The organism is Paenibacillus plantiphilus (assembly GCF_927798095.1).
Taxonomy (GTDB): Bacteria; Bacillota; Bacilli; order Paenibacillales; family Paenibacillaceae; genus Paenibacillus_Z; species Paenibacillus_Z plantiphilus.
The window spans coordinates 1-20,319 of sequence record NZ_CAKMMF010000029.1; the positions used below are offsets into that span (position 1 = coordinate 1).

A 20,319-nucleotide genomic window follows, 5' to 3' on the forward strand; every position below is an offset into this window, starting at 1 on the left:
CGGCAGTATGGACTTTGACTTGTTATGCAGTCTCACCCAACATACGTTAGCCTTATATGAAGTTCGTGTTCCTCAGACCGGAGATTTGCCGCCAGCTTCCTTCAGATCCCACCTCACGGTGGACACCCTTGCCTTTAGCTATGGCTACTACTGCCTTCACCATTCGGGACTTGAACCCTAGAGATAGCGCCCATGCTGGGCGCACACAAAAAGCCTTGTCCCTATGCATACGGACAAGGCAGATATTCAACCTATTACTCAACTAACCGAAGAACGATGTTTTCCCAGTTCATACTCGACCAGCGTTGTAAGTTCGTCCTCATATCCGCCCATGATCCGGTACTTGCGAATATAATCTTTGACAAACTTTCGGGGGTCCTTGGGTTGAAAAATTCTCGTGAGCTCCTTAAGGCTTTCCTTGACTTCATTATGGCCACGTTTAGCCATGAAATCCCCTCCCTATCATCGGTTGGTGGTCCTAGGCAATCATGTACGAGAATGCGAGCAATAGCTGCTATCGGTCGCTTGTACCCTGCTGTATCGGGCTATTCTGCTAGTCGAAGACATCGAGTTCATCGCTCAAATGAATATAGAATTTTCTAATTTGTTTCATTTGTCAGTTAATTATATCATTTATGCGGCCAATATAAAAGCGAACACCCATCTATATTTTCACCCGCGAACGTTTAATTTTCATTGTCTGTAAATTCAGTACCTGCTGCCATCTGGTCATCCGAATGATCGGAGGCTGCTGGAGCATCGTCCTGCACCTGCGGGCGGGAAGCAGACCAGGCACTGCTCTTGTACATCCGCAAGTACGCCATAACACCGACGATCGCAACAACAATGCCGAATGCAATGACGCAGATTGTTATCCATGGATTAACCACATACAGTCCCTCCCTCGCCCGTAAGATTTATTTCGAACATGGCCTAAGTATAGGGGATACAGAGAACGCTTTCAATGAATTAGGCTGCTCTGATACAAAATTGTAACAATGTGTAATCACTTCACCCGCCGGAAGGAGCCGCTCCCCCATGCGAGCAATTCTCCATCATCTCCGAACACGCTGCTCTGGAGTGTCAGCGTTCGATGAGAGCGATGAATAAGCTCGGCCTCGCAAGTAACAACTCCCTTGCTCTCGCTTTTCAAATAGTTGATGTTCATCTGGGCGGTTACCGTCTTCTCATCCGGACAGGCTTGAACGACGACCAGTCCCATTGCATTATCGATAAGCGTCGCGATAACACCGCCATGAACAAGGCCGAACAGATTCAAATGATGGGGCTGCACCTCCAGACATATAACAGCTTTCCCCTTCTCCGCACGCACGGCCTCACAGCCTACAAATCCCCAGAAGGTCGACTTTGCGTCCTCCCCTAATCGCATCAAGCTGCCCGACTGATCAACCTGCGACTTGAACCATTGCTCCGTCATGCCTCATCCTCCTTCCCGTCCCTATTGTCTCCTGCATATTCCTCTTCATGCAGCTTGCGGCGGAGCACCTTTCCAATCATCGACATGGGAAGCTCATCGCGAAAAACATAATGATGAGGCACTTTATAGGGAGCCAGCCGATCGCGGCACCAGCGGTCAAGCTGCATACGGGATATGCTTGTGCCGCCTCGCAGCACGATGAAAGCTTTCACGCTCTCGCCCCTGTAAGGGTCCTTCACCCCAATAACGGCAGCATGCTGAACACCCGGATGCTCGTACAGCACCTCCTCAATCTCTCGTGGATACACATTAAAGCCGCCAGCGATAATAACATCTTTAATACGGTCAACAATAGTGAAAAATCCGTCCTCATCCATCATCGCCAAATCCCCTGTATGCAGCCATCCGTCCCTCAGCACGCTTGACGTTTCCTCTGATCGATTCCAATAGCCCAGCATCACCTGCGGACCGCGAACCGCAAGCTCCCCTATCTCACCGGCAGACAACGTCTCCCCTGTGTCCACATGGACAATACGCGCTTCTGTCCCGGGAAGCGGCAGGCCAATCGCACCGATTTTGCGCGTGTGCCAAATCGGGTTGGCATGAGTGACCGGCGATGCTTCTGTCAGGCCGTAGCCTTCGATAAGGCGTCCTCCTGTAATCGCCTCGAATCTCTCCTGAACCTCAAGAGGCAGTGGAGCTGCCCCGCTGACACAAACTTCAATGGACGATAAATCATATTTATGCAAGTCCTTGTGATTCATGAGTGCAATGTACATCGTTGGAGCGCCCGGGAAGATTGTCGGCTTCACCTTGCGTATCGTCTGGAGCACAGCCTCAATCTCGAATCGCGGCAGCAAAACAAGCGTGCCCGCGCGCATAACGGACTGATTCATCAGCACAGTCAGCCCAAAAACATGGAAGAGCGGAAGCGCAGCCAGAAATTTCTCGCAGCCATCCTTCATCTTGTAGCACCATACAGCCGTCTGTACCGCATTGGCGACCAAGTTGCGGTGAGTAAGCATGACCCCTTTAGGCATTCCTGTCGTCCCGCCCGTATATTGCAGCAGCGCAATATCCCGAGCAGGATCGACAGCCCTCTCAGTTGGAAGCGCAGCCGCGCTGGCGAGAAGCTTCCGATAAGAGATAACGCCATGCTGCCCGTAAGGGATGACCGGATGCTGCCCCGACCTCCGCTGCTTCAAGGGATAGAGCATATTCAATGGAAAGGGGAGCGCATCCATAATAGAGGTTACGATCGCATAGCGAAGCTCTGGCAGCGAGCCCTGCTCCGGCTCTGCTCCCCGCACTTTCGCAAGGCGCGGATACAACAGATCCAGCGTCACGATAGCCTTTGCGCCGCAATCGCGCAGCTGATGCTCAAGCTCTCGCTCCACATACAACGGATTCGTCATCACAACGACAGCACCCGCAAGCAGAGCGCCGAAGTAAGCGATGACAGTCTGCGGACAATTCGGCAGCATAATGGCAACCCGGTCGCCCTTGTCAATCCCTATTCCCTGCAATCCGGCAGCCATTCGTCGAGCTGCATTCAGCAGCTGGCGATACGAAGTTTTCTTCCCGTAGAATTGAAGCGCCTCATGATCCCCATAGTTACCGGCAGCCTGGAGCAGCAGATCAGCTACACCTATGTCCGGAATTTCAATCGCCTGCGCCACCTCGTTCGGATAGTGGCGGAGCCACGGCCTCCCTTGCGCTTGTTCCATACTCTCACCCCTTCAGCAGATCACAGCTGTCACACATACTGTTCGTTGCGGATGACGCGTGAGGCAATGCTGCGTTTCATTGCAATCGTATCGACTAGCGGGGCGCGCATCAGCTTCTTCAGAATGGTCAGCTGCGTATGCAGCGCATCTCCTTCCTCCAATGCGGCAAGCGCTTTTCTGGCGTCAAGCTCTAAAGCTCCCATCGTATTTTGCACGAATACAACGGTCATCTCCACCGCATGCTGTACTTTGGGTGAGCTCTCGCCCAATTTCAGCAGCATTTTGCGCGTGCGAAGATTGGCGCTCTCCATGGCATAGATGGCGATCATCATGTCGGCTAGCAGACATAGCGCCTCCTGCTGCTGTTCAAGGCCAAGCCCATACTTCTGAACGGCAAGACCGCCAATGGCGAGGAAGGTCTTCTTCGCCTGACCGATACGGTACGTTTCCTTACTGAGCGGCTGCTCGAAAGGGGGGAGGGTCATGGGCTGCAGCAGCTCTGCCTGCAGTGCCCTCGCTTTGCGCAGCAGCGGCACGTCTCCCTTAAGCGCCTTCTTCATCAATGTGCTTGGGATAAGCATCCGATTGATTTCGTTCGTACCTTCAAAGATTCGGTTAATGCGGGCATCGCGGAAGAGCCGTTCGATTCTGTATTCCTTGATGTAGCCGTAGCCGCCATGAATTTGCACGCCTTCGTCCACGATGAAGTTCAACGCCTCCGTCGCAAACACTTTATTAATCGAGCATTCCAGCGCATACTCACTAATCGCTTTAGCTGTCGCGGCGCCGAGATCGGCTGCCGAACCTCCCGTCGGCAGTCCATCCCTCGCGTCCTTTGCATCGGCTGCCGTTCCGACAGATGCGTCCTTTGCATCGGCTGCCGCTCCGACAGATGCGTCCCTTGCATCGGCTGCCGCTCCGGCGGATTCAGCTCCGGTCTCGATTGAGAGCAGCATCTCATCAATACATCCCGCTGTGCGGTACACCATGCTCTCTGCTACATAAGCCAGTATATTCATGCTCGCAAGCTTTGCCCCGATGAGCGGAAAGGAGGCGATTGTACGGCCGAATTGCTTGCGGATATTCGCATATTGAGAAGCAAGCCGAATCGTTTCTTTGCCTGTTCCGACACAGCCTGCGGCCAGCTTGAGCCGGCCGATATTAAGAATATTAAAGGCGATTAAATGACCCTTCCCGACCTCGCCAAGGACGTTCTCCACAGGAACATGGACATCATCAAAGAAGAGTGGACAGGTGGATGAGCCTTTAATGCCCATCTTCTGCTCCTCGGGACCAACACTGAACCCCGGGGTGCTTCGTTCCACAATAAATGCGGTAAAATAATCACCGTCCACCTTGGCGTAGACGATGAACAGATCGGCGAATCCCGCGTTCGTAATGTACAGCTTGGAGCCGTTCAGCACATAATAGGCTCCGTCAGGCGACAGGTGGGCTGTCGTCCGAGCGCCCAGAGCATCCGAGCCGGACGCAGGCTCGGTCAGACAATATGCTGCGATTCGCTGGCCTGAGGCCAGTTCAGGCAGATAGCGCTGCTTCTGCTCATGCGTACCGAAGAATACGATTGGCAGTGTGCCAATACCGACATGCGCACCGACCGACAGAGCGAATGAAGAAGCTTCTGCCAGCGTCTCTGTCAGGAGCGTCGTGCTTACTTTATCGAGACCAAGCCCGCCATATGCCTCCGGCACATCAGCGCCAAGCAAGCCCAGCTCGCCTGCCTTGCCCATAAGCTCTGTCGTCAAGGCGTAATTCAGTGCCTCGATCTCAGCGTCCCGTGGAAGAACCTCTCCTGCAATAAACGCCTTGGCAGCGTCCGCAATCATACGCTGCTCCTCAGTGAAATCCTCAGGCGTTACGATGGCTTCGGGTTCTATCTCCTCTACAACAAAGCGTCCGCCCCAACGTTTCGTCCCCTTCATAATGTCCGCTCCTTTCTATGTGTCTGCAGGCATTACCTCCAGCACGCCGGCAGCTCCCATTCCGCCTCCCACGCACATGGACACAACACCGGTCCCTCCACCACGACGCCTCAGCTCATGGATGAGCGATACGGTCAGCTTCGCTCCGGTACAGCCCAGCGGATGTCCCAGCGCGATTGCCCCGCCATTGACATTGACCGCCTCAGGGCGAATTCCCAGCCTCTCAATGATCGGAATACATTGGGCGGCAAAAGCTTCATTAAGCTCGAACAGATCAATCTCTTCAAGCTTCAGCCCTGCTCGCCCCAGTGCCTTGGGAATGGCTTCAATTGGGCCAATCCCCATAATCTCCGGCGCTACACCCGCCACGCTGTAAGCGCGAAACACCGCAAGCGGCTGAGCGCCGAGTTTCTCTGCACGAGCGCGGCTCATGACGACAACAGCCGCTGCGCCATCGCTCATTTGCGAAGCATTCCCCGCAGTTACCGTGCCATCACGCGCGAAGGACGGTTTAAGCATCGCCAGAATATCCGAAGTTGTATCCGCTCGAACACCTTCGTCGGTGTTAAAGATGAAGGACCGGGCAAACGGCCTGCCGTGCTGGTCAACTCCTTCGCTTCGCACCTGCAGCGGCACAATCTCCTCCAGAAAGCGGCCAGCCGATATTGCCGCTGCTGCTTTGCGATGGCTCTCCGCCGCGTAAATATCCTGTGCCTGACGGCTGATACCATAGCGCTTTGCCACCTCCTCCGCAGTATGGCCCATGCCCATATAAACCTCCGGCATGATATCCGCGATCCTGGGATGGGGTGACAGCTTGAAGCCTGTCATCGGGACATGGCTCATACTTTCTACTCCGCCAGCTATAATGACTTCAGCCTCGCCCAGCCTAATGCGCTCTGCCGCATAAGCTATAGCTTGCAATCCAGAGGCGCAGAAACGATTGACCGTGACGGCAGGCGTTGCCGCCGGAAAGCCCGCATACAACGACATGATCCGGGCAAAATTAAGCCCCTGCTCTCCCTCTGGCATCGCACAGCCGATAATGACATCTTCAATCTCGCCCGGCAGCAGGCCCGGCACGCGCTCAACTGCCGCCCGCAGCACAGCGCGGCCCATATCCTCAGCGCGTGTTCCGGCAAGGCTTCCCTTCCTCGACTTCCCTACTGCGGTTCGTACCGCTGATACGATAACGGCATCATGATCGTGATTCGTTGTCGCCATTGGCATCCCTCCTTGCATCTTCGCTGCGGATAGGTGCAGCGCAACGCTGTGCCTGCCGCTTGCAGACAACTAGTTCCGCAGCGGCCTCACTGCGATGCCAGACCGATAGCTCCGCTGCGGCTTACTTGTCGATTGCAAACAGCTAGTTTCGCAGCGGCTTGCCTGTCGCTTACAACCAGTTAGTTCCGCAACGGCTTGCCTGTCGCAAGCATATGGCTCATGCGCGCTTGTGTGAGCGGTTCGCCACACAAGCTAAGGAACGCTTCGCGCTCCAAATCGAGCAAATATTGCTCGCTTACATAAGCTCCTGGCGGAGCTTCGCCCCCGGCAAGCGCATGTGCCAGCTTGCGGCCAATATGCGCATCATGGGCGCTAATATGGCCGCCGAGCCGCATCGCTTCCACCGCGAGCTGCAGGACGGCTCTGCCCTCTCGCCCTGCAACACGAATCCGCTCATCCTCTTGCGGCGGAATATAGCCCATCCGGTCCAGCTCCAGCACAGTTCTTCTCGCTTCATGGACGCGAGTCTCGCCGCGAATGACAGCGCGATCCTGTGGACGTGCCAGACCAATACGTCGTACATCAAACCCGCTTGTTGAAGTCTTCGCCATCGCAATCGTCTCGAATAACAGATTAATATGGGGCTGCAGTTCTCCCTCTGCACCAGCGCGCATGGCAGCCATCGCTACCGCTTCCTTGCAGCCCCCGCCTGCTGGTATGAGGCCCACTCCGGTCTCGACGAGTCCGTAGTAAGTCTCTGCCGCGAATATAACCGCATCCGCAGGAAGACAGGCTTCAACCCCTCCGCCGAGCGTCATTCTGTGAGGTGCGGCGACAACGGGACGGTCGAGTCTTTTTAAGCGCAGCATGCTGTTCTGGAACTGCCTAATAATCTCGTCAATTTCATCGAAATCGCCACTTTGCGCCTCCATAAGCAGCAGCATGACATTCGCTCCGACGCAGAAATGTCGCCCCTCATTGGCGATGACCAGTCCCCGCCAGCTGCGGCTGACCTCATCAGCGCTTTGCCGGATCATGGACAAAATATCGCCGCCGATTGCATTATTGGGCGAATGAAACGCCAGACAGGCTACATCCTCGCCAATATCAATGAGACTCGCGCCGGCGTTGCCGAATACAACTTTCCCTGCGGCTTGAAGCGCCGACAATGAGATGACATCCGGCTGCTCCTCCAGCTCGCGGAAGCGGCCACGGTATGCATATTGTCGTCCCTTCCCGCCCTCCGAGCTGCTGTAGAATGATTCGTGCCCCGCGCCAAGCCATTCTTCCACCCATTTGGGAATCGCATCGCCCTCTGCCTTCATCCGCGCCACCGACCGCTCCAATCCGATGGCATCCCACAGCTCGAAGGGTCCCAGCTCCCAATTGAAGCCCCATACAAGCGCATGGTCGATATCTGCCATCGTGTCGGCAATCCCTCCAAGCTGCCGCGCGGCATACAGAAGCGTTTCTTTCAGCGACAGCCAGGCAAACTGCGCGTGCCTGTCGGCGGCATCGGTGTAGAGCAGTGCTTGCAGCTTAGCCTTGGCCCCTTTAGCCGCTTTGGCAGCTTCAATGCTGGGCGAATGAATTGTCCGCTTGGGAGCGTAAGTCATCGTTGCGAGATCAAGCGTCTCGATTGCGCTTCCCGCTCCCTGACGGCCCAGCTTGCGGTAGAAGCCCTGACCCGTCTTTTCGCCGAGCCATCCCCTTGCAGCCAGCGCCTCCAGCTCAGGCGGCCTTGCGAATGCCGCGCGTTCCTGCTCGTCATCGCTTCGCTCGCGAACGTTATCTACAACATGCAGCAGCGTATCCAGCCCCACCAGATCCAGCATGCGAAAAGTTGCCGTTTTGGGTCTCCCCATCGCAGGCCCTGTCAAAGCGTCCACCTCATCAACCGTAAGTCCATAGCGCCGCATCGCATGAATCGTAACGAGCATCCCGTAAGTACCGATTCGATTGGCGATAAAATTCGGCGTGTCCTTCGCAACGACTACACCTTTGCCGAGCTGGCGATGGCAAATATCCGCAAGCCGGACGAGCAGCTCAGGGTCCGTATCCGGCCCCGGCACAAGCTCAACAAGCTTCATATGTCTGGGAGGGTTAAAGAAATGCGCCCCGGCAAAATAGTTCCGAAACGACTCCCCCCTGCCCTCTGCCATCGCTGCAACAGACAGGCCAGAGGTATTGGTTGTGACAATAGTCCCCGCTCCCCTCGCAGCTTCAATACGCTCCAGCACTGCCTGCTTCACGTCCAGTCTCTCTACAACGGCTTCGACAATCCACTCCACATCGCCAAGCTTGGCGCCATCATCCTCCAGATTGCCTGCCGTAATGCGAGCCGCATAAGCATTATCGTACAGCGCCTGTGGCTGGCGCTTCGTCAGGGCTGCTAATGCTTTGGCTGCGAGACGGTTGCGAACCGGCTTGTCGGCAAGCGTTAGTCCAGCTTGCGCTTCCTCTGGTGTGAGCGCGGTCGGCGGCACATCGAGCAGCAGCACTTTCATTCCAGCATTAGCCAGATGCGCTGCAATTCCCGCCCCCATCACGCCCGCTCCGATAACCGCCGCACGCCGAATTGGCGCAAATGGCGTTGAACCTCCCACATCGTTTCCCCCTTTGAATGGGATGAGACAGCGTATCAGCTGTTGTGCGGCTGCTGCGGCTGCTGACTCGGTCTCTCTATGCGAATTGAATTAGCCGCCTCCGCCTCCCAGTACGCTATCAGCCAGCAGCTCAGCGATATCCCGGGCGCGAACAGCACTCGCATTCGCATTCGCAGCAAGCTGCTTGACTCCGTCCTCCATCATCGTTAAACAGTAGGGGCATGCCGAGCCGATAATAGTCGGATTTACCGCCAGCGCCTGCGATGCCCTTGCTTCGTTGACTCGCACGCCGCTGCGTTCCTCCATCCACATGAGCCCGCCGCCAGCGCCACAGCACATCCCATTCTGCCGAGACCGCTCCATTTCCAGCAGCAGCACGCCCGGGATCGCCTGCAGCAGCCTCCTTGGAGCATCGTATTCGCCGTTATAGCGGCCAAGATAACAGGAATCGTGGTACACCACTCGTTCCTTCATCCGATGTACGGGCCGCAAGCTCCCATCTGCAACAAGCTGATCAAGCAGCATCGTATGATGCTCCACCGTGAAATGATAGCCCCCGCCAAAATCGGCATATTCATTCTTAAAAGCATGATACGTATGGGGACAAATCGTAACGATCCTGCGAATGCCATACTTTTTGAGAATCGCAATATTGTCTCGGCACAGCGTTTGGAACAGCAGTTCATTGCCCATTCGCCTTGCCGCATCACCCGAATTCCTCTCCTCATTGCCAAGTACAGCAAAGGGTATCCCCGCATGCTGAAGCAATCTGATCAGCGCAAACAATACCCGTCTGCTGCGCTCGTCATAGGAGCCCATCGTTCCTGCCCATAGCAGCAGCTCAGGCCGATCGTCCGCCTGCGTCATATCACGCATGGACCGTACAGGCGGATTATCGGCATACAGCGATTCGAAAGCCGAGAGCCACCCTGCCCGCTCTGCGCGAGGCAGCCCCCAGGGGTTGCCTTGACGCTCGATATTTTGCAATGCGCGCTGACCTTCGCTTGGAAGGCGTCCCTCCATAAGCACGAGATAGCGGCGCATATCGATGATTTTATCCACATGCTCATTGCCGACAGGGCACTGCTCCTCACAGCTGCGGCATGTCGTGCATGACCAGAGCTCGGATTCCGTCATGACATCCCCGATTAGCTGCACCTCAGAAACATTGTTCTTCACATGGAAGGCCCAAGCTTGCTGCTGCGCTGCCATAGTCGGCTCAATCGATATCCGTCTCCCAGTCCCTTCATTGTCTATCCAGACAGGAATTGTGCCGCCCATAACATGAGCGCCCTTCGCAGCATATGGAGCATTCATGGCATAATCGCCACCGGATGTATCCCCTCTGATTCCGTTAAAGCTTGGAACCCATGGGGAGCGGGATGTAATCGCAGCACCCTTCTCGGTCAGATGGTCGCGCAGCTTCATAATGAGATGCATTGGCGACAGCAGCTTGCCGGTATTCGATGCCGGACATACATTCGTACAACGGCCGCATTCCACACAAGCGTACAAATCGATGAGCTGCTTCTGCGAAAATTGTTCAATCGCGCCAACGCCGAACGTTTCAGCATTTTCATCCTCCAGATCAAGCGGCTCCAGCTTACCGACAGGCGCTCTTCTGCGAAGCCACAAATTAACGGGAGCGGCGAAAATGTGAAAATGCTTCGATTGCGGCACATAGACGAGAAAAGCAAGCAGCACGACATAATGCAGCCACCAGAAAAGCTCATAGCCCCAGGCTGCCGCAGTTGACGTCAGCCCCCACTGGTGCAGCATCCAGGCTGCCGCAGATGAGAGGGGGGCGCTGGCTGTGTAGCTGGGCTCGCCGCCGCTGTGCAGCCATTCATGAATGGTGTCAAAAGCTTGCGTCATAACGATCGTCGCCATTAATCCCCCGATGAACCATAGCACGATGGCAGGCTTCCAGCCGCGCTTCAATCTGCTTATCCGCTCCATATAGCGGCGATATGCGCCATAGATAACAGCGAGCATAATGAGCGTTACCGTCCATTCCTGGATCGCTGTGAATGCTCCGTAGGCAGGCAGCGGAAGAGACGCGCCGCTCAAACCCTTCCATATGATGTCGGCAGCGCCAAGCTGCAGAACAATGAAGCCGTAGAACAGCACCAAATGAAGCAGCCCGCTGCGCAAATCCTTCAGCAGCCTGCGATGGCCGAACACTTCCGTCGCCCATTCCCACTGCTTCTGGGCTTCAGCTGATTGGACAGCCGCAGTAGCGTAGCGTTTGCGCTGAGGGGCTGGGCTGCTTTTCGAGGATGAATGCAGCGCTTTTAGTCGGTTTGAAGTTGGCGTGGAGACAGACGATGGTGTGGAAATAGACGATGGTGTGAAAACAGGCGACGGCGTGGAGACAGACGATGGCGTGAAAACAGACGGTGGTGTGGAAACAGGCGACGGCACTTCTCTCTTTGGCTTGCTCTGTCCAAGGCGGATGTACCCTATCCGGTGGAGAACGGCAAGTGCAAACATCCACAGCGCTGCAGCTGTCATGAGAGCGAACAGCAGCCATCGCGCCAACTGGGTGATATCCAACCCGTTTATGAGCAGCTGCGCCATGCAGAGCCCTCCTTTCCATTCGGTTGCACGACGACCACAATGACATTCCTTCGTACCATCGGACAAGCAGGCAAACGCTTACAAAACACTGGAGTGTTCAAGTATATGTCTCCTTCGCCGTGAACATGCGAGGATGCCGATGACTGCATCGTGTATTTGATCAAGGCGGTATGATCAGGAATTGAATGAAGCCAAGTCTGATGATGATAGCAGACGGCTTTGTTTGTTGAGGATGGCAGGTTCGCGGTGATTGTTGATGACGACGGGCGCGTGTATTTGTTGATAGCAGGATCACGGTGATTGTTGATGTTGGCGGGACCGTGGGTTTGTTGAGGATGTCAGGCCTATGTTTGTTAATGACGACTGGCGTGTGTTTGTTTAGGATGATGGCGGAACCGTTGTTTGTTGATGACGACTGGCGTGCGTTTGTTGATAGCAGGTTTGCGAGCATTGGAATTGGTCGAACGGTCTAATATTCTAATGCGCATCATATGGTAGCACTGGGCGCAAGCAATTATCGCCAATTTTGCGGTTGGTGCGGCTGTAAGACGATTTTTTATACTTACACGGCGAGAACTTCAATCAACGCATGTTGTAAGGCGGTTTTTCATGCTTACCGCGGCAGATTGGACCTGTATGTGGTGGTTGGTGCGGCTGTAAGACGATTTTTTATGCTTACACGGCGAGAATTTCGATCGGCGCGTGTTGTAAGACGGTTTTTCATGCTTACTGCGACAGATTGGACCTGTATGTGGCGGTTGGTGCGGCTGTAAGACGATTTTTCATGCTTACACAGCGAGGACTTCAATCAGCGCGTGTTGTAAGGCGGTTTTTCATGCTTACTGCGGCAGATTGGACCTGTATGTGGCGGTTGATGCGGCTGTAAGACGATTTTTTATGCTTACACGGCGAGAACTTCGATCGGCGCGTGTTGTAAGGCGGTTTTTCATGCTTACTGCGACAGATTGGACCTGTATGTGGCGGTTGGTGCGGCTGTAAGACGATTTTTTATGCTTACACGGCGAGAACTTCGATCAGCGCGTGTTGTAAGGCGGTTTTTCATGCTTACTGCGGGTGAATCCACTTGTATGCAGGCTTCATCGTCCGCGCTTTTCATGGTTTTTTTCCCATGTAGCCGCTTATCTTGGGTTCAGGATGCCTATAGATACGAATGTAAAGGAGGTCAGGTCAGTGAATATGGTCGTGCTGTTGAAGCAGACTTTCGACACTGAGGAAAAAATCGAACTGGTCAATGGCTCTGTGGCGGAGGATCATGTGAAATTTATTATAAATCCGTATGACGAATATGCGCTTGAGGAAGCTCTTCGACTGCGTGAGAAGCATGGCGGGAGCGTAACAGTCGTATCCTGCGGTCCTGATCGTGCTGGCGAGGCTCTTCGTACCGCATTGGCTATGGGAGCCGACGAAGCGGTGCTTGTCGCGGACAATGATTTGCCGGACGATGGGCTTGCAATAGCGGCTGCCCTCGCGGAAATTGTGAAAAGCATTGCTCCGGACCTTGTGTTGGCCGGTTTGTTCGCGATTGATCGGGGTGCGGGCAGCATCGCCCTCCAAGTAGCTGAAAGGCTCCATTTGCCACATGCATCAGCTGCCTTGAAGCTCGATATTCGTGAGTGTGATGAACTGCCAGAAGCAAATACGAGTGGAGGCAACAGCCCCTATACTACAATTCTGGAAGCTAATGCGAGCGTGAATTCCTCACCTGCGAATGGGGTCGTTAAGGAAGGGGTTGCTGAGAAAATGGGTGGATGCTCTGATCATCATCATTTGGATGAAAATCCCAGGGCAAAAGAAGCAGGCAAGCGGAGCATGAAAGCTGCCCTTCCGGATTGGGAAGCTGCCTCTGAATTAATAGCTTCTGTGGAGCGTGAAACCGAGTGGGGCATTGAGACTGTGCTGCTGCCCTTGCCTGCACTCATTACAGCGCAGCAGGGCTTGAACGAGCCGCGTTATCCCTCTCTGCCTGGCATAATGAAAGCGAAGAGAAAATCTCTGCGTCATCTGACGGTTAACGAGCTTCATTTGACGGCTGATGATTTGACTCCGCGCTCGGAGCGCCTGGCGCTGCTCACCCCGCCTCCAAGAGCGGCAGGCAAAAAGCTGACAGGAACGCCTGAAGAGCAAACGATCGCGCTTGTCGAGCTTCTGTGCAGTGAAGCGAAATTATTCGGTGCAGATTGAACAAGGAGGCGGGGAGCCCATGCTGAATAGCACTCAAAATCATACCGCACTCGTATTTGCCGAGTGCTCGGATGGCAAGCTGCGCCGCGTGGCGCTTGAAGCGCTCGGCATCGCGCGGCGGCTTGCTCAGGACGGCGGCGCTGTGCATGCCGTCCTGGCAGGCGGCGAGTCGGCGGCGCGGAGCGCAGCCGCCGCCGAGCTCGCCGCCCGGGGAGCGGGGGTCGTCCACGTTATCGACGACCCCGCCCTTGCGCTATTCGCGCCGGAGGCATACGCCGCCGCTATCGGCGCGGCTGCCGCAGCGGTAGGGCCGAGCGTGATCGTGCTCGGCCACACCGCTGTTGGGCGCGAGCTCGCGCCCCGTGTGGCCGCCGCTTTGCGAGCCGGCCACATCGCGGACGTCACCGCCGTCGAGACGACGGACGGCGGCGACGCCGTGTTCACCCGCCCGCTCTACGCCGGCAAGGCGTTCGAGCGGCGACGCTTCCTTCCGGGCTCACCGTGGGTCATCACGGTCCGCCCGAACAACCTGCCCATAGCGGACCTCGTTCCCGAGGATCGCAAGGGCATAATTGCGGCGCTGCCATTCACCGCGCCGCCGCTCCGGGCCACCATCCGCAGCATCGCGCGCAAAGTTGGCGGCGGCGTGGACCTCTCCGAAGCGGATGTGATCGTCGCCGGAGGCAGAGGCGTGCGCAGCGCAGCAGGATTCGCGCCGCTGGAGGCGCTCGCAAGCACGCTAGGCGGTGCAGTGGGCGCATCTCGCGGCGCATGTGACGCCGGATATTGCGATTATTCGCTCCAAATCGGGCAAACTGGCAAAACCGTCACTCCCAAGCTCTACATCGCCTGTGGTATTAGCGGCGCCATTCAGCATTTGGCAGGCATGAGCCAATCCCGTGTTATCGTAGCCATCAACAAGGACCCCGAGGCTCCTATCTTCAGCGTAGCCGATTACGGGATCGTCGGGGATCTGTTCGAGATCGTTCCTTTGTTGACGAAGCGGTTCCAGCATTTCTTAGCGCAGCCGGGCGACTAAGCTCGACCGGCTTACTCTTTCCGCCCATTTTCCTCCCACATACGCCTCACTCCAACCAGTTTCTCACCTGCAAAATCCAATCGGTAAATATCCGGTATGGACGTACTCTCCCAAAAAGCAACACCATACCGATCATCGTAATGGTTCAAAATAATCGTCATTATATTACCATGTGTACCGATAACAATCGATTTGCCCTCATATTTACGAAGCAGCTCTCCGATAATCGGAATCGCTCTTTCCTGAGCTTGTCTCGTAGATTCTCCGCCATCAGGCACAAAATCCTTATCGTCAAAAGACTGCCGGATTCTTGCCGTGAACGCCTGCTGCGCTAGCTTGTCCTGCAATCCCACGATAGGGCGTTCCCTGAGCTCTTCCAGCTCAATAACGGGAAGTCCCTTCGCCTCCGCCACTCCTTTAACCGTCAACAAAGCTCTGGCATATGGGCTTGATACGACGACATCAACTTCTACGAAACGCATTATTTCCTCAACACGCTTCACATCCTCATGACCACGCGGGGACAAGCCTCGTATCCGCTCCTCACCGAGTATTAACGGCGACTCCGCATGTCTAACCATATAAATCGTTGTCAAATCAACTACCCCCTATCAAAATTTATAAGATTCTACTCGTTCCACAATTCAGCGACTCAATCGTTCTATAGTTAATCATCGGCTCATTCACAGTTAATCTGACCATTGTCTCCATAGAAGCAACGTTTCCCGTGACTCCATAGAATCATCTCATCATCTCTTCCACATAAATCCCATTTCAACTAACCTGTTCGATATCATACGACTCAACACTACTATCCGCCAAAATTCCGTTACGAAGCTTCATTCAAACAATTCTTTTTGAATTATGGAGAGGTCTGCAACATCAAATTAACATCCCACTTGTATCATACTCAGTGAACATCTCTTCTCTCGCTCAGGCTACCCATTTCAAACCCTCGCTGGGGCCGCCCCTTTCATACCCTTTCTCGGGCTATAAGACGATTTTCACTGCTTACAAGATCAATCTCGCTCCTTTTTAATAGCTGTAAGAGGGTTTTGTACGCTTACAGGTTCCACCGATGCCCCTTTCATACCCTTTCTCGGGCTATAAGACGATTTTCACCGCTTACAAGATCAATCTCGCTCCTTTTTATAGCCGTAAGAGGTTTTTTTACGCTTACAGACTCCACCGATACCCCACACTCGTCATATCATGGCCTTTCGCACACTATTAGCAGAAATCCTTCAAAATATAAAAAAAGCGCCGTCCATTGAACAAGCGCTGCACTCCTATGGTCAATCATTTTACTAGTCTTGTTAGTCTTGTTAGTCTTGTTAGTCTTGTTAGTCTTACTAGTCTTGTTAGTCTTACTAGTCTTGCTAGCTTTGCCAAACCCCTTCAAGCCTTCTGCAGAGTCCATCCAACATCCGAACGCGGATGCAGACTACGGCTGCGGCTCTACAATAATATCTTTGCCCTCCACTTTAACCTGATAACCAAGCGGCTCCAGCGTTTGCTGAATTGGAAGCGCATCAATGGAACGATATCTTGGGATGTAATTGAAATAATTATACCCGGCCCAAATCCGTTTCTTGCTAATATCCACTTCTACTGAACCGTTTCCGTTCACAAGCTTCTGGGAGGAGCCATCCTCCTCCAGCTTCAGTCCCAACACATCGGTGAAAAAATTCATATCGGCATACAGCATATCGTCTTCCTTATAAATCAGGCCCCGATACGTTAAGCGCTGCTCCGCTTCAGTTCCCTGCACCACCACCGGCTGCACCTCAGTCAAGTACTCCGAGCGGCTGATTGCGCTGCTGTAAGCAGCAAGCACTTCCTTCTCCGTCGTGATCGAATAGTCGTTAATGCGCCGCTTCTCGTTATATTCGGTCGTATTGTTTACGTCAAAATAAAACACAGCCTTAATCCGCGGATACTTGTCCGGCAGCTCCCCATAGAATCGCTTGATCTTCTCGACTGCAAAAGCATTGTCGGTTTCATCATCCGTCACCGTGTAATGCGTTGCCCCGTATTCCGATATCATAATCGGCTTCTCCTGGCTGAACCGGTTGTACACGAAATTAAGCATATCAAGCGGGTCCTCGTAATCAGCCTCATGGAGCCGGCTGTCATTATGATATTTTACACTGTAAACATTAACGCCAACCCAATCGACATACTCATCGCCCGGATAGTAGCTTTCGATCGTTTCCTCCGGGAGCGACAGCACCGCCCATACCATGATGATATTCGGCGCGCGCTCACCGAATATGCGATGCACCATCTTCCAGGTCTCCTTATATTGCTCAGGATCGCCGCTGTAATTCGTCCACGTTCCATTCATCTCTGAGGCAAATCGCATGAAGATTGGCACGCCAGCCTTGTTCGCTTCATCCGCAAACTTCTGCAAGTAAGCGTCATCCTTCACCTCGGCAAGACCATTGTTTGGCTCGAATGCAATATGCGGCACTGCCCCGATGGACTTCACCTGCTCCACCCATTTGGTCGGAAACTCCTTGCCATACCCCACATACTTGAAGAAGCTCCCATGCTTCCGTCCCGTTCGGTCGTTAAAGGTTTTCATGCTGAATTCAATTGCCGGATTCTGCAGAACATAGCCACCCAGATAAACGCCTGTCTCCGGCTCTGATTTGGCAAGCTTGTAGCTCGGCTGCATCGTATGTATCGTCCAGTCCTCTTTTTCGACAACGCGATATTCCTTATAGCCCACATAACCAAACATCGCAAGCTGCATCAGCATCGCAAGCACACACAAAGCCCATAACATAACTGTTCTTCTACGGCGTGATTTATACGTATCTCTCAACACTTAGTTCCCCTCCATGTTCACATCCTGCTGCCGATCCCTCTTCTTCCACAAACAATCTGCGAGGATAAAGAAAAGAACCCCGATTGCTCCGCCAAGCAATACGCCCGTCCATGACCGCGTCAAGGATATGGAAAGCGGGGAATGCAGATGTGTGAACGTGTTCACCATCGAGCAAAGCCCGATTGCTCCAAGCGGTAGCAGCCATATGCCCCTCCTGTACCGTGCAACCATACATGCAGCGATCATCAGCAATGGAAACCCGATCAGCCATTCCTTCGTTCGCGGGCGTACACCGAACAGATCCGATAATAGCTGACGCAGCTCGCCCTCGTAAGGCAGCACCATATCGCTATTGCCTGTTCTTGCAAGCAGGTAGGCCATACCAGCGCCGCCTGCCACCAGAGCTGCACCTATGAACAGGGCATTGCGCCGTTTCCTCGAACGGCTATTGGCAGTATCGCGCGCTGAACGCAATCTTGGTTGCAAATGGCTTCGATGTGTATCACCAGCGGCCAAATCAGCCGCGCCATTTGCTCCTCGCCGATCCCCCCACCAAGTATTGAACCAATCCCCCTGCAGCAGGAGCCCTATGATAATGATTGTAATCGGTCCAACATACAGCAGCTTCACGCCGCGAAATAAATCGATATATGCAAGGTATGCGATATCGCTCAGCAGCGCCGACACGTAGATTATGCCTGCTGATGTAATTGCTACTGCCGCCGCATAACCCGCCACAGCCTTAATCAAAGCATGGCCCACTCCGACTGCCCGCTTCTCAATCGCCGCTGAGCGATTTCCTACACCGTTCCTCACTATATCGCCGCTCTTGGCTATATCGCGGTTCTTTCCTACAGCGCCGTTGTTCGCTGCAGCTTCCATTTCCTGCGGAGACAGCTCCTTGCGCTTGTGCCATCTTCTCATCCATAATACTGCTGCGCTCGGGGCAGCGATAGCTCCCCACAATGCGATAACACTTTCTATTCTGCCGCTCCAGCCCGCAGGCGCAGCCATCCAGAGTACCCAGATAGCAGCGGTTCCTGCCGCAATCAGCAGTATGATGACCGTTCTTATACGTGATGACAAGGCTTCAAATACACTGCCGGCCAACAGCAGAAACAACGCTCCAATTCCCACCACCGGAAGCGTCCGCCATAGCTTGCTTGGCTCCGAATATTGTTCAGCAATCGGACTGGCGTCTCCCCAGCGATATTCATCCTTCAACTGCCTATGCAGCTGTTCAATGATGGCTTGGACGTGGCTCTCGTAATCTGTCCGTTTGACAGCTGCCCCTTCATTTCCTTCCACCGCCCCCCCGCGCTGCGGCATAAATGTCACAAGCCGGATTCCCCGTTCACGAACACCGAGCTCGAATGTATCTACCGCTTCGCTGATCGTCATGGACTGCAGCTGCTGCGAGTTGAAGAACAGACTCCGTATGGATTGATAACCGCTCTGACGCGACAGCGCAAGCGCCCCTTGCTGGCTCTTCACCAGTACGGCATGCATTTTATACTCTATAAGACTGTTTGCGATTGGCTCTAGATCACTCGTATAACCTGGCACTTCCATTCCGGCGAACTGTACACGCTTGATTCCAGCAGCAGACAGCTCCTTGAAAAGCTCTTTCACGAACTCTTCCTGAACGGGAAATCTCTCCGCAGCGATATAAGCCATAACTTCCCAGCCATGCTGCTCTCGCAATGCCAATGCAGCCGATTTGAACGCTGTTGTTAATAGCTCCCCCGGCATTGCTGCGTCATCAGGCTTGGGCAGCACCGCTTCCAGCAGCACTGTAGTCGCCCCAGCTTCCTTGAACAACTGTAACTGAGCCAACTGCAGCTTGCCCTTCTGCAACACCCACTCTCCGGGAATGGCAATTTCGACTTGTCGGTCATTCTCCTCTGCCTGCCAGCGATTCGCTAGCAGCGGTAATGATCCTATTGCAGTCAATAAAATAAGTATAAACGCGATAGCAATAACATTTTTTGTCAAAATTACACCTCTGGATTGTTTTCAAAATCCTGACTATTATATCACAGCTCTATCCTTGAAACGAATGTAGATGCCAGAAAGTTACCCTGCATTCGCAATCATCGTATTCTTCCTTATTGCATATGTCCGAAGATGCATTCTTTCATGCTAGCGCCCAAGCCTGCCAGCTTCTCGTATTCTCAACAGACTGTTTAATAAAGCTTGCCTGCGGTCAGCCTCAACTGTGATCGCGCTACAGGTCTTATCTGTTCGGTATGTAACCCTTAGTTTCTGTTTGCATCTATAGTTTAAACCTCCTGCTGCTGTTTAAACTATTTTTACAAAATATACTATATCAGTTAGGGAAGAGCTTGAATAGGCGAATATATTCCAAAAGCAATTCTACTACTCGTCGATGATGCTTGATAGCCAAGAGCCTCGCAATAATGGAGATTGACATTTCATCGCTGCAGGGGTATAACAAGAATATTCCGAACAATTAAAATTCATTGATGGGAACACATGCATTTGAAACTGGCATCCCCCAGAGAGTCGGCGCTTGCTGAAAGCCGATGTTTGCCAACAGATGACATATCCTCCCTGAGAAGACATGCTGAACAATTCCTCCAATTGCAGATTGGAATAGGTAAGCATGGACGGTATCCGCCGTTACACGGAGCGCGTATGTTAGTACGCGACTAAGCGCCGAATGCTTCGCAATCCAGGGAGCTGACGGAAGTAGGGTGGTATCGCGAG

The 20,319-nt window shown here is 53.8% G+C and carries 14 protein-coding genes and 1 other annotated feature (1 of these 15 only partly in view); of the genes, 3 read left to right on the forward strand and 11 right to left on the reverse strand.

The genetic code is table 11. The annotated features are described in order from the left end of the window. The coding region (locus L6H65_RS21045; protein WP_503827065.1) for a hypothetical protein at positions 1-181 on the forward strand (181 nt) is incomplete at its 5' end. 77 nt (positions 182-258) lie between these two features. Here the strand turns inward: L6H65_RS21045 and L6H65_RS21050 are convergent. From L6H65_RS21050 to L6H65_RS21085, 8 genes are all read right to left on the reverse strand, one after another. Continuing rightward, positions 259-447: a hypothetical protein gene (locus tag L6H65_RS21050; protein WP_236344702.1), complete on the reverse strand. Its 189-nt coding sequence runs from the start codon at positions 445-447 to the stop codon at positions 259-261. A 239-nt stretch (positions 448-686) separates the two neighbouring features. Further along, the gene (locus L6H65_RS21055) at positions 687-890 is read right to left on the reverse strand and encodes a hypothetical protein (protein ID WP_236344703.1); all 204 of its coding nucleotides are present in this window, start codon (positions 888-890) and stop codon (positions 687-689) included. Positions 891-1,006: 116 nt separating this feature from the next. Next, positions 1,007-1,438: a PaaI family thioesterase gene (locus L6H65_RS21060; protein ID WP_236344705.1), complete on the reverse strand. Its 432-nt coding sequence runs from the start codon at positions 1,436-1,438 to the stop codon at positions 1,007-1,009. Then, positions 1,435-3,165 carry a long-chain-fatty-acid--CoA ligase gene (locus L6H65_RS21065; RefSeq protein WP_236344706.1) on the reverse strand — a complete coding sequence of 577 codons (1,731 nt, stop codon included), beginning with the start codon at positions 3,163-3,165 and terminating at the stop codon, positions 1,435-1,437. Before L6H65_RS21065 ends, L6H65_RS21060 begins: the two co-directional genes overlap by 4 nt. A gap of 29 nt (positions 3,166-3,194) precedes the next feature. After that, positions 3,195-5,105, reverse strand: coding sequence for an acyl-CoA dehydrogenase family protein (locus L6H65_RS21070; protein WP_236344708.1), 1,911 nt, complete (start codon positions 5,103-5,105; stop codon positions 3,195-3,197). Positions 5,106-5,120: 15 nt separating this feature from the next. Further along, positions 5,121-6,329 carry an acetyl-CoA C-acyltransferase gene (locus L6H65_RS21075; protein WP_236344709.1) on the reverse strand — a complete coding sequence of 403 codons (1,209 nt, stop codon included), beginning with the start codon at positions 6,327-6,329 and terminating at the stop codon, positions 5,121-5,123. 179 nt (positions 6,330-6,508) lie between these two features. After that, complete coding sequence (locus L6H65_RS21080) at positions 6,509-8,935, reverse strand: 3-hydroxyacyl-CoA dehydrogenase/enoyl-CoA hydratase family protein (RefSeq protein ID WP_290370462.1); 2,427 nt, start codon at positions 8,933-8,935, stop codon at positions 6,509-6,511. A gap of 90 nt (positions 8,936-9,025) precedes the next feature. Continuing rightward, positions 9,026-11,515: a (Fe-S)-binding protein gene (locus L6H65_RS21085; protein WP_236344710.1), complete on the reverse strand. Its 2,490-nt coding sequence runs from the start codon at positions 11,513-11,515 to the stop codon at positions 9,026-9,028. A 1,197-nt stretch (positions 11,516-12,712) separates the two neighbouring features. Here L6H65_RS21085 and L6H65_RS21090 point away from each other — a divergent pair. Next, complete coding sequence (locus L6H65_RS21090) at positions 12,713-13,717, forward strand: electron transfer flavoprotein subunit beta/FixA family protein (RefSeq protein WP_236344795.1); 1,005 nt, start codon at positions 12,713-12,715, stop codon at positions 13,715-13,717. 19 nt (positions 13,718-13,736) lie between these two features. Further along, a complete protein-coding gene (locus L6H65_RS21095) occupies positions 13,737-14,756 on the forward strand; it encodes an electron transfer flavoprotein subunit alpha/FixB family protein (protein ID WP_236344711.1) in 1,020 nt (339 codons plus the stop codon). A gap of 11 nt (positions 14,757-14,767) precedes the next feature. Here the strand turns inward: L6H65_RS21095 and L6H65_RS21100 are convergent, their stop codons facing one another. The 3 genes from L6H65_RS21100 to L6H65_RS21110 all read right to left on the reverse strand — a co-directional run bounded on the left by L6H65_RS21100 (position 14,768) and on the right by L6H65_RS21110 (position 19,584). Further along, complete coding sequence (locus L6H65_RS21100) at positions 14,768-15,352, reverse strand: histidine phosphatase family protein (RefSeq protein ID WP_236344712.1); 585 nt, start codon at positions 15,350-15,352, stop codon at positions 14,768-14,770. Between the two features lie 848 nt (positions 15,353-16,200). Beyond that, positions 16,201-17,589 carry a glycoside hydrolase family 26 protein gene (locus tag L6H65_RS21105; RefSeq protein WP_236344713.1) on the reverse strand — a complete coding sequence of 463 codons (1,389 nt, stop codon included), beginning with the start codon at positions 17,587-17,589 and terminating at the stop codon, positions 16,201-16,203. Beyond that, entirely contained in the window at positions 17,590-19,584 is a 1,995-nt protein-coding gene (locus L6H65_RS21110; protein ID WP_236344714.1) for a DUF5693 family protein, read from the reverse strand. It abuts the gene before it with no gap. Between the two features lie 479 nt (positions 19,585-20,063). After that, positions 20,064-20,319: a binding site (T-box leader), on the forward strand; it runs 17 nt beyond the window's last position.

Bases quoted from the DNA above. Each gene is read 5' to 3' on its own strand.
- L6H65_RS21050 (WP_236344702.1), bottom strand. From the start codon at position 447: ATGGCTAAACGTGGCCATAATGAAGTCAAGGAAAGCCTTAAGGAGCTC.
- L6H65_RS21085 (WP_236344710.1), bottom strand. From the start codon at position 11,515: ATGGCGCAGCTGCTCATAAACGGGTTGGATATCACCCAGTTGGCGCGA.
- L6H65_RS21095 (WP_236344711.1), top strand. From the start codon at position 13,737: ATGCTGAATAGCACTCAAAATCATACCGCACTCGTATTTGCCGAGTGC.
- L6H65_RS21090 (WP_236344795.1), top strand. From the start codon at position 12,713: ATGGTCGTGCTGTTGAAGCAGACTTTCGACACTGAGGAAAAAATCGAA.
- L6H65_RS21065 (WP_236344706.1), bottom strand. From the start codon at position 3,165: ATGGAACAAGCGCAAGGGAGGCCGTGGCTCCGCCACTATCCGAACGAG.
- L6H65_RS21070 (WP_236344708.1), bottom strand. From the start codon at position 5,105: ATGAAGGGGACGAAACGTTGGGGCGGACGCTTTGTTGTAGAGGAGATA.
- L6H65_RS21075 (WP_236344709.1), bottom strand. From the start codon at position 6,329: ATGGCGACAACGAATCACGATCATGATGCCGTTATCGTATCAGCGGTA.
- L6H65_RS21060 (WP_236344705.1), bottom strand. From the start codon at position 1,438: ATGACGGAGCAATGGTTCAAGTCGCAGGTTGATCAGTCGGGCAGCTTG.